This is a genomic window from Facklamia sp. P13055 (assembly GCF_050409445.1).
GTDB lineage: Bacteria > Bacillota > Bacilli > Lactobacillales > Aerococcaceae > Facklamia.
In genome coordinates, this window is sequence record NZ_JBNUPL010000033.1 from 1 (window position 1) to 10,200 (window position 10,200).

General features: G+C 39.2%; 9 protein-coding genes, 1 pseudogene and 1 riboswitch. Of the genes and pseudogenes, 8 read left to right on the forward strand and 2 right to left on the reverse strand.

Annotation, left to right across the window (positions count from 1 at the left end):
- Positions 1–222: 222 nt before the first annotated feature.
- Positions 223–954 (reverse strand): gamma-glutamyl-gamma-aminobutyrate hydrolase family protein, encoded by a 732-nt coding sequence (locus ACQV2O_RS08115; protein WP_428874132.1) that lies wholly within the window; start codon positions 952–954, stop codon positions 223–225.
- 130 nt (positions 955–1,084) lie between these two features.
- Here ACQV2O_RS08115 and holA point away from each other — a divergent pair, with 130 nt between their 5' ends.
- Positions 1,085–2,104 carry a DNA polymerase III subunit delta gene (gene holA / locus ACQV2O_RS08120; RefSeq protein ID WP_428874130.1) on the forward strand — a complete coding sequence of 340 codons (1,020 nt, stop codon included), beginning with the start codon at positions 1,085–1,087 and terminating at the stop codon, positions 2,102–2,104.
- A gap of 15 nt (positions 2,105–2,119) precedes the next feature.
- Positions 2,120–3,097: a diaminopimelate dehydrogenase gene (locus ACQV2O_RS08125; RefSeq protein WP_428874129.1), complete on the forward strand. Its 978-nt coding sequence runs from the start codon at positions 2,120–2,122 to the stop codon at positions 3,095–3,097.
- Between the two features lie 163 nt (positions 3,098–3,260).
- Here the strand turns inward: ACQV2O_RS08125 and rpsT are convergent, their stop codons facing one another.
- Positions 3,261–3,521 carry a 30S ribosomal protein S20 gene (rpsT, locus tag ACQV2O_RS08130; protein ID WP_428874128.1) on the reverse strand — a complete coding sequence of 87 codons (261 nt, stop codon included), beginning with the start codon at positions 3,519–3,521 and terminating at the stop codon, positions 3,261–3,263.
- 186 nt (positions 3,522–3,707) lie between these two features.
- Between rpsT and uvrB the strand changes: the two genes are divergently transcribed.
- From uvrB to ACQV2O_RS08160, 6 genes and pseudogenes are all read left to right on the forward strand, one after another.
- Positions 3,708–5,705 carry an excinuclease ABC subunit UvrB gene (gene uvrB, locus ACQV2O_RS08135; RefSeq protein ID WP_428874127.1) on the forward strand — a complete coding sequence of 666 codons (1,998 nt, stop codon included), beginning with the start codon at positions 3,708–3,710 and terminating at the stop codon, positions 5,703–5,705.
- 61 nt (positions 5,706–5,766) lie between these two features.
- Positions 5,767–5,859: riboswitch (THF riboswitch) on the forward strand.
- A gap of 73 nt (positions 5,860–5,932) precedes the next feature.
- Positions 5,933–6,925, forward strand: a complete 993-nt coding sequence (folP, locus tag ACQV2O_RS08140) for a dihydropteroate synthase (RefSeq protein ID WP_428874126.1) — start codon at positions 5,933–5,935, stop codon at positions 6,923–6,925.
- Positions 6,926–6,933: 8 nt separating this feature from the next.
- On the forward strand, positions 6,934–7,284 hold the full coding sequence (gene folB, locus ACQV2O_RS08145) for a dihydroneopterin aldolase (protein WP_428874125.1): 351 nt from the start codon (positions 6,934–6,936) through the stop codon (positions 7,282–7,284).
- 3 nt (positions 7,285–7,287) lie between these two features.
- Positions 7,288–8,359, forward strand: a pseudogene (gene folE / locus ACQV2O_RS08150) (GTP cyclohydrolase I FolE).
- Complete coding sequence (locus ACQV2O_RS08155; RefSeq protein WP_428874124.1) at positions 8,356–9,630, forward strand: bifunctional folylpolyglutamate synthase/dihydrofolate synthase; 1,275 nt, start codon at positions 8,356–8,358, stop codon at positions 9,628–9,630. The pseudogene folE and the gene ACQV2O_RS08155 overlap by 4 nt, the downstream one beginning before the upstream one ends.
- On the forward strand, positions 9,617–10,162 hold the full coding sequence (locus ACQV2O_RS08160; protein WP_428875517.1) for an NUDIX hydrolase: 546 nt from the start codon (positions 9,617–9,619) through the stop codon (positions 10,160–10,162). Before ACQV2O_RS08155 ends, ACQV2O_RS08160 begins: the two co-directional genes overlap by 14 nt.
- The last annotated feature ends 38 nt before the right edge of the window (positions 10,163–10,200 follow it).

Genomic DNA, 10,200 nt, shown 5'->3' on the forward strand with positions numbered 1-10,200 from the left:
GTTCTTCTGGAACAAGGTCTTCGAGCGCATGAAAAGCCATCTGATGACGTGCTTCGAACGTTTTACTTTCTGCATTAGTGGACATCATAGAAATCACCCGTTTTCTTTTTATTATATATCAAAAAGCCCTCTAAATCACCATAGGTTGGTGATTTAGAGGACTTTGTCTACAGTCTGAAACGAATCCTATGCAGGATTCGTTTTTGTTTGATTAATTAAAAATTACTGCTTATTTTTAGCCCGTTCTACCAAATCTTTAAAGATAGCTCGACTGCTTTCTTGATGCTTGTAAGTGAGTTCAGGGTGCCATTGGACAGCTAAAATATCTACATTTGGATCAGTGGATTCAATGGCTTCAACCAGATGGTCACCTGACCAGGCAATGGCTTTTAAGTCTTTACCCAGCTCTTTAATGGCTTGATGGTGAAGACTGTTGACGTAATCACCAGTTCCCATCCAATTACTTAAACGTGAATTGGGATCAATTTTAACCCGGTGGGTCATACGGTTTAATTCTGATTTTTGCACGTGTTGAATAGCCCATTCTGGATACAAGCTGAGGTCTTGATAGAGGTTCCCACCTTGAAGAACATTAATTAATTGCATACCACGACAGATACCAAGGATTGGCTTGCCAGCTTGCATAAAATGTTTAATTAATTTTAATTCATGGTGGTCACGGTCGATATTTAAAGATCCTAATTTTAAATGAGGTTCTTCTTGATAAAAACGTGGATCCACATCTTGTCCACCAGTTAGGATCAGACCGTCTATACGGTCAATAATGGCTTCAATTGGATATTGGTTATTGATGGGTAGAACGAGTGGAATCCCTCCCGCTTCAATAATAGCTTCTACAAAAAAGTGAGGGGTGTAAGTAGCATCGAAGGCTGCATATCGAGGGTCGTTTTGAATGGGTGTAATACTACCAGTAATTGCGATGATTGGTTGCATAATAAATTCCTTTCTGCGACTATAATGATATTCCTATTATACAAGAAAGTGCCTGCAAGTTAAAAGGCTTTATAGCATACAAAGCATAAAATATTTGGTACACTAATGAGAGAGGATGAGGAGGGGCATTATGGACTTTCAAAAGGCAAAACAGGCTTTAGTTCAGGGTAAGATTGATAATGTTTACTGTCTTCAAGGCAGTGAAGTCTATCTTCAACAAAATTTTCGACAAGCTCTGGCTCAAAAAATTGAAAATTTGGCCGGCGAACTAGACCTTTCTAGCTTTGATGCTAATGAAGTATCCATTGACACTGTTTTAGATGAAGCAGAAAGTTATTCGTTTTTTGTCGACCAACGCCTCATTATAGTGGACCAAGTAGATTTTCTAAACAGCCAAGCTCAACAAAAAATGACTGATGGTCAAACAAAGCGCTTGTTGGATTATTTGAAGGATCCTAACCCCGCTACTTGTATTCTTTTTATCGTCCCTCATGATCAAGTGGATAAAAGGCGAAAATTAACTAAGGCGTTCCTGAAAGAGACGACTTATATTAATATTTCTCCTCTAGGAGAAGCGGCTGTTCAGTCCTTTATTCAAAGTTATATTCAAAGTGCTGATTTTGAGATGACTACAGAAGCCCAAAAGGCTTTGTTACAACGTGTAGATTATCAATTGAGTCAAGCAGTGGCTGAATTGGAGAAGTTGAAACAATTTGCTCAAAGTGGTCAAAAGGTTACCCTGGAAGTGGTAAATTCTTTAGTCACACGCAGCCTAGCTTCAGATGTCTTTGAATTGACCAATGCTATACTAGCCCGCAAGCTTGATCGCTCGATTCAAATTTATCAAGACTTAATATTAATGAAGCACGATCCCATTCAACTACATGCCTTAATCGTTTCGCAGTTTCGCTTATTTTTACAAGTTAAACTCTTACAAATGCAAGGAATAAAGCAAGATGAAATAGCTCAAACACTCTCTGTCCATCCTTATCGAGTGAAATTAGCCCTTCAAGCCAGTCGACCCATGCAAATAGGAGAACTTAGTCAGCTTTATTTACAACTCATTCAAGCTGATTACCAAATGAAAACCGGTTTAGGCAATAAGGATACGTCTTTCTATCTGATCCTGACCAAAATCATGCAACTTTAATTAAAGGAGGTTCCTATGCAAAAAATTCGCTTAGCCATCGCAGGTTTCGATCAAGTGGGTCAAGCTATTATGGAAGTTATGGATCAACACCAAGACTTAATTATCCAACATATCTTTAGCCGGCAAAGTAAGCAGGACTTCCCACAAGCCTTGCAGTCTTTGCCTATTCATCCCATGGAACAAGCACTTAACTTTAAAGAGTCTATTGATGTCTTGCTAGTCTGTAGGGGTACTACTGAGGATAATCCTGATAATCTAACGGAATATGCGGCTCATTTTAATTTAGTGGATACATATAATTTTTATGCTAAGCCAGCTCTTTTATTAAAATCGATCGATTCTATCAGTCAGGTTCACCATAAATTAGCCGTGATAGGTGTAGGGTGGAATCCTGGTATTTATACAATCAATCAATTATTGGCAGAAGCTGTGATGCCTCAAGCAACTAATTATCGTTTTATCGAAAATGAATGGAGTCAAAAAATGAGTGAAACACTTGCTGGCATAGAAGGAGTAGCCCAAGCAAGTGTATATATCAAAGCCTCTCCTCAAAGTATACAAGCCATTTTAAAAGGGGAAGGTGCTGATTTGCGTTTTTCTGACTATCAAGAAAGAGTGGCTTACCTAGTTTTGGAAGAGGGAGTGAATCCTGACAGGATTCATGATCAAGTACAGGCCTTACCTAATTATCTTTCTCAAGTTGAAAGGAATATAAATTTTGTTTCGAGTGATCAGATGACCAAGCTTTCAAAGGAAGCCAAAGCGGGTCGGCTGATTCGGACCCTTTCAGACAATCAAGAGCTTACTACTTATGATTTGAGCTTAAGTTTTAATCACCCTCGATTTAATCAAGCCCATTTACTGCTGGCCTATGCCAGAGCGGTTTACCGTTTAGCTAGTGAAGGAAAATCAGGAGCCTTAACACAATTAGATGTTCCAGTGTCTTATTTAAGCAAGCACAGTCGACAAGAACTACTTAATCAGTATCTATAAAATGAAGTTCAACATAAAAAGCATCCTTCTTAAAACCTTTCGATTAGGGTCTGTAACAAGATTTATCGGCTTGTTGTTAGGCCCCTAATCAAGCAAGGATTAACGAGGATGCTTGGTCTGATTAATCAGTAAAACAAAAAAGCTCCCAATGGAAGCTCAATTATTATTTAGCAGATGCAATTAATTTAGCTAAACGAGATTTATCACGTGCTGCTTTGTTGTGATGAATTAAGCCTTTAGTTGCGGCAGAGTCAATAGCTTTAACTGCGGCTTGGTATAATGCTTGAACATCACCTTCGCCCGTTTCAACTGCTACGCGAACTTTTTTCATTGCAGTTCTTAAAGCAGAAACTTGAGTGCGTTTACGGCTAGAAACTTTTTCAGTTTGACGTGTACGTTTTTTTGCTGATGCTGTATTGGCCATGAATGGTCACCTCTTTTCAATAAATCTAGTCTAAGTCTGAAAACTTAGTCAACAAGAAATATTATACAGAAGACAATGTCAACTTGCAATAAAAATAAGTCAGATTATTTAATAAGCATTGAACTTGTGAGACAAGCAAAAGTTGTGTAATTTATTAAGAGCAAAAGCATAAATGGAGGCGAGTTTTTGAAGAGTAATAAATTTAGGGTGGTATCACCTTATGAACCAGCTGGTGACCAACCCCAGGCAATTAAAGAGTTAGCGGCTGGTTTAAGAGCAGGGAAAAAAGAGCAGATTTTACTTGGGGCTACTGGTACGGGTAAAACATATACGGTGGCTAAGGTAATTGAAGAAGTCAATAAACCAACATTGGTCCTAGCTCATAATAAAACACTAGCGGGTCAATTATATTCCGAATTATTAGAATTTTTCCCTGATAATGCGGTCGAATATTTTGTCTCCTACTATGATTATTATCAGCCAGAAGCCTATGTGCCATCTTCTGATACCTATATCGAAAAGGAATCCAGTGTCAATGACGAAATTGATAAGTTGCGTCATTCGGCTTCTTCTTCTTTATTAGAAAGAGACGATGTGATAGTAGTCGCCTCAGTATCGTGTATTTATGGTTTGGTTGATCCGGACATGTATCGTGAGCATGTACTTTCTTTACGTCAAGGTCAAGAAATTGCCCGTGACCAAGTGATGGCTCGTTTAGTCGACATGCAATTTGTTCGCAATGATATTGATTTTCAACGTGGAACCTTTAGAGCCCGTGGCGATGTCCTAGAAATCTTTTTAGCTTCAAGAGATAAAGAAGTCATTCGGATTGAGTTTTTCGGTGATGAAATCGACCGTATCCGTGAAGTAGATGTTTTAACAGGTGAAATCAAAAAGGATGTCGAACACTATCCCATTTATCCGGCTACCCACTTCGTAGCTAATCAAAAACAAACGCAAAGAGCAGTTGAAAGTATTCGTCAAGAATTAGAGGAAAGATTAGAAGTCTTACGCTCTGAGAATAAACTATTAGAAGCTCAGCGACTAGAGCAAAGAACTAACTATGATATTGAAATGTTATTGGAAATGGGCTATTGTTCAGGCATTGAAAACTATTCGCGCCATCTGGATGGGCGTGCACCAGGAGAGCCACCTTATACGCTATTAGATTTCTTTCCTGATGATTTTCTAATCGTTGCTGACGAATCCCACATTACCATGCCGCAGATTCGTGGGATGTATAATGGTGACCGGGCGCGTAAGGAGCAGTTGGTTGAATACGGCTTTCGTCTACCTTCAGCTGTGGATAATCGTCCACTTAAACTCAATGAGTTTGAAGACCATATTAATCAGATTATTTATATCTCAGCCACACCAGGCCCTTATGAATTAGAACATACCAACCATGAATATGTCGAACAAATTATTCGTCCAACAGGTCTTTTGGATCCTGTTATAGAGGTTCGACCGATTAAGGGACAAATTGATGATTTAGTTTCCGAAATTAGTTTAAGAGTGGAAAGAAATGAACGTGTCTTTGTAACGACTTTAACCAAAAAAATGTCTGAAGACTTAACCGATTATCTAAGGGAATTGGATATTAAGGTCAAATATCTGCATTCAGATATTGTGACTTTGGAGCGAACGGAAATCATCCGTGATCTCAGATTAGGTGTTTTTGACGTCTTAATCGGGATTAACTTATTAAGAGAGGGACTAGATGTCCCTGAGGTATCACTGGTGACGATTTTAGATGCGGACAAGGAAGGCTTTTTAAGGTCAGAACGTGCCTTGGTACAAACAATTGGTCGAGCCGCTCGAAACCAAAACGGTCGCGTAATTATGTATGCAGACCGCATCACTAATTCTATGCAAAAAGCGATTGATGAGACAGAAAGACGACGCCAAATTCAAACAGCTTATAATAAAGAGCATGGCATCACACCGACGACTATCAAAAAAGATATTCGCGACTTAATTCGTATCACTCACGATGTGGAAGCAGAAGATCGTCAAGAAAATGTCTTACTAGATTTCAAACAACTATCTCGGATGCAAAGAGAGGAAGAGCTGGAGCGTTTAACCATGTTGATGAAAGCTTATGCTAAAGAAATGAATTTTGAAAAAGCAGCCGAGACGCGTGATTTAATGATGGAGTTGAAAGCGCATTTCAAGATAAAATAAGTAATAAAAATCTAACATTGTAATTTTTAATGTATTCTCTTACAATATAAGGGAATTCAAAAACAGAGTAGGTTATTTACGTAAAGTGCTTCTAGATGGGATGTCGCTAGAAGACGAAGTGATTCTCACGCGATAGATAATCGCCTCCGCTGTTTTCATCTTGTGGAGGGCACTCTTTTGAAGAGTGCTCTTTTTGAGTCAAACTATCTAAGTGGGGAGAGTAAAACATGCAAGCAAATCCAAAAAAACAGCCAGTCTTTCGCTTTAACCATCGTGAGATTAAGCATGGCGACCCGACCATTCTCTGTGGAATCGTCAATGTGACCCCAGATTCTTTTTCAGATGGAGGAAAATGGTTTGGTCTAGAAGTGGCCTGTAAGCGAGCGATGGAATTGATTAAGCAAGGTTGTCAAATGATTGATATCGGAGGAGAATCTACCCGTCCGGGGTCGACTTATGTGGCCGTAGAAGAAGAAATCCAACGTGTCGTCCCAGTTATCAAGGCCCTAAGAGCGCAATCTGATGTAATAATCTCAGTTGATACTTGGAAAGCTGAGGTTGCTCAAGCAGCGCTTGCAGCCGGAGCCGATATTATCAACGATATTACTGGACTTTTAGGTGACCCGCGCATGGCCTCAGTGATTGCACCAACTCAAGCTGGTGTCATTGTGATGGCTAATCCAGTAATTGTCCGTCCAGACCATCCTTCCGCCAAGGTCTTTCCGCAGTTTGGAGCAGAAGGCGTCTTTAGCAAAGCAGAATTGGACGCTTTTGCCAAAATGGACGCTGTTGAATTGATGGATAAGTATTTTGATAAGTCTTTAAAGTATGCGGCTGAAGCGGGTATCAAAAAAGACCGCATCGCACTTGACCCAGGTATCGGCTTTGGTTTAACTAAACGTGAGAACTACCAATTAATCCATCAAGCCAATCGGATTCACCAAAAAGGCTTTACCTGCTTCTTAGGGGTTTCTCGTAAACGCTTTATTCAAAACACCCTGCAAGAAGCTGGCTTTAATGTAGATGTTGAAACCGAAGAAGGATTCAAACAAAGAGACGAAGGCTCTGCTGCCTTATCCGCTATCGCTGCTTTTATGGGTATCGAAATGCTTAGGGTTCATGTGGGAAGCTCTCACCGGATTGCTTCGTTAATTGGTAACCACTTGCGCTTATCTGATGGCTTAGAGGATACAAATTTTGCTGCTTATCCACTTAAATAGGAGGAGTTATGTTTAAGATAAAATTAAATAACATGCGTTTTTATTCGCATATTGGCTATTTTCCTGAAGAGAAGAAATTAGGTCAAAATATCGCTGTTGATCTGACGGTGACCATGAAGGCCAGTCTCACGCGAGATGATTTAAATGAAACAGTCTCTTATGCGCATTTTTATGATCTAGTTGCTGAATATATAAAAAAAACACGGGTCGACTTGATTGAAACAGTTGCTTTTGACCTTTTAGATTTAATAAAACAATCCAATCCACAACTAATTAGTCAGGTCAAAGTCAATGTTCGCAAATTACAATTACCCATCGATGGTATTTTAGATTCTGCCGAAATTGAATTGGAGGGATAGAGGATGGCAACTGTTTATCTGAGTGTCGGATCTAACTTAGGAGATCGGATGGCTAATCTGCGAAAGGGGCAAGAGCTGTTAGCGACTCATCCACAAATTGAAGTCTTAAAAGCCTCGGCCTATTATCAGACTTCTCCAGTAGGAGGAGTCGTGCAAGATGACTTCATTAATCAAGCTCTCGCCATTGAAACAGACTTAGATCCTTATGACTTATTGGACTACCTTCATGAAATAGAAGCCAAGTTACTAAGAAAGCGATTGATCGTTTGGGGACCTAGAACTTTAGATATGGATATCTTATATTTTGGCCATCTAGAAAGTGAAGACCCTCAGCTAACTTTACCGCATCCCGAAATAATGAACCGTTTGTTTGTGTTAATTCCTTTAAAAGAAATTATTGACACCAATTTTTATGCTTATTGTCAAATTAATCAAGCCATTGAACATTTAGAAAAGACACAAGACCAAAGAATAGAAAGAGTGGTAGAAAATGAAAGAAATTAATTTGAATCGTATAGAAGAATTAGTTCGTGAGCTTTTAATCGAAATCGGAGAAGACCCAGATCGTGAGGGGCTCATTGAAACACCTAAACGTGTTGCCAAGTCGCTAAAGGAAATTACAGCTTCTACTCGCTTAGAAGAATTTACGGAAGGAAAAATGTTCCCAACCGATGCCAGTCCTAATCAACAAATGGTGGCAGTCAACAATATCCCTTTTTATTCTATGTGTGAACATCATATGTTACCCTTTTTTGGGAATGTTCATGTAGGCTATCTTCCACAAGATGGACAAATTATTGGCCTGTCAAAAATACCAAGATTGGTAAACTATGCTGCAAGAAAGTTAAATGTGCAAGAAAATATTACGCGTGAAGTCGCTGAGGTTTTGATGGAGATTACCCATGCTAAGGGAGTAGCTGTGGTGGTTGATGCCCGTCATATGTGTGTGGAAATGCGCGGGGTCCAAAAAGTCAACTCCATTACCCGTACCAATTATTATTTAGGCGCCTTTAATGAAGATGTTCAGTTGCGGAATGAATTTCTGCAGTCTTTACCTAAGGTGAACGCCTTATGATTAACAGTTTGACCGATGATTTACCAACTATTCTTTATGGTGAAGGAGACCGTCTAAGTGTTTTAAAAGCCATGTTGAAACAATTGGGCCAACCGGACCAAACCGTTAAAATCATCCATATTGCGGGAACTAATGGTAAGGGGTCAACTGCTAATATGATTTCTCATTTATTACTTGCTCATGGATATCGCACAGGACTATTTACCAGTCCTCATTTATATTCAGAATGTGAAAGTATTAAAGTCAATGACCAAATGATTAGTCAGTCAGATTTTAGCTGTATCATGGCGGAAGTTCACCGAGCGGCGATTGTGTTAGGCTTAGACCCACAAAAAGATTTGTCACAATTTGAGACCACCTTTTTGATTGGGATCCTTTATTATGCCCATTTAGCCTGTGATTATCTAGTTTTAGAATGTGGTGTAGGTGGGGGCCTTGATGCGACCAATGCAATTAGCCACTCTGAATATGCCATCTTTACTAAAATTGGTATGGATCATTTAAATTTACTGGGGGATTCTTTGCAAGCTATCGTAGAGACTAAAGCTGGTATTATCCGTTCAAATCAACAAGTCATTGTGGCGCCGAACCAAAAGAACGGAGTGGTTGAGCGTCTTAAACAAATAAGCTCGGAGCAAAAAAGTTCTTTCCATGATAGCTCTGACCAAAAGATTGTTTACAAGCGTCCACATTATTTTCAAGTGGAACTAAATCAAAAAAGTTTTGAACTCTACTTGCCCTTATTAGGGACTTTCCAAAATGAAAATTTAAAGACCGTCTTTAAATGGTATCAAGTATGGTTGGAAAGTGAACAACCTTCTCCTATAGAGACTGACATGACAAAAGCTTTTAAAGACTTAAGAATGGTAGGACGTTTTGAAAAAGTGCAAAGCACTCCCGACATTATCCTAGATGCTGCTCATAATTTAGATGCCATTCAAGAATTAATCTCTAGCATCCAATCATTATATGCTGGTCAAAAGTTGAGCATTTTGTGTGGTTTTCTCAAAGACAAAGATGTACCGGCTATTCTAGATGAATTATTAAAATTAACTGCTGATTTTTATGTGACCCAGCCCGATTTTCCAGATCGAGCGATGGATACCAAAGAGCTAGCAAAACTTTTTGAACAAAAAGGAAGCTCAGTGATTTCTTATCCGGATAGTCGTGCAGGCTTAAAACAACTGATGGAAGACCAAGACGATCCTATTATGGTTGTGGGATCTTTCCATCTGATAAAAAAAGTGAGGGATTTGTTTGCAACAAATTAATGCAGCAGAGCTTTTGAATAATGCGCAAGAATTGATTAAAGTCTCACCCTTCTTTAATCAGAAGAAGTTTTTAAGGCTCCAAGAAATAATGGATCAATATCCTGCAAGCAATCTCTTGGACCGCAAAAGTCCATTGCACTTATCAGCTTCAGCCTTGGTTTTTCAAGATCAGTCTTTAGTTTTTATTCATCATCCTTATTTACATAAAACTTTATTACCCGCAGGACACGTGGAAATAGGGGAGACCCCTCAAACAACAGCCTTGCGTGAGCTATACGAAGAAACGGGTTTAAAATTCACCTCCCTTACTCAGTCCGAATTAGTAGACCTTAATCTATTTGCCATCCCCGCTAACCCACAAAAAGGCGAAGGGGCTCATTATCATCTAGATTTTAGGTACTACTTCCAAGGGACCACTAAACAAAGCGCTCAATCAGAATTGGCTGTTCACTTATTAGCAGAAGATCAAGCTCCAGACGAATTTCAGCCCTATTTCCAATTAATTAAGAAAACCCCTGTCAACCGTAAATGAAAATGTCCTGAAATTTTAAAAATTTGCGGGATAAAACT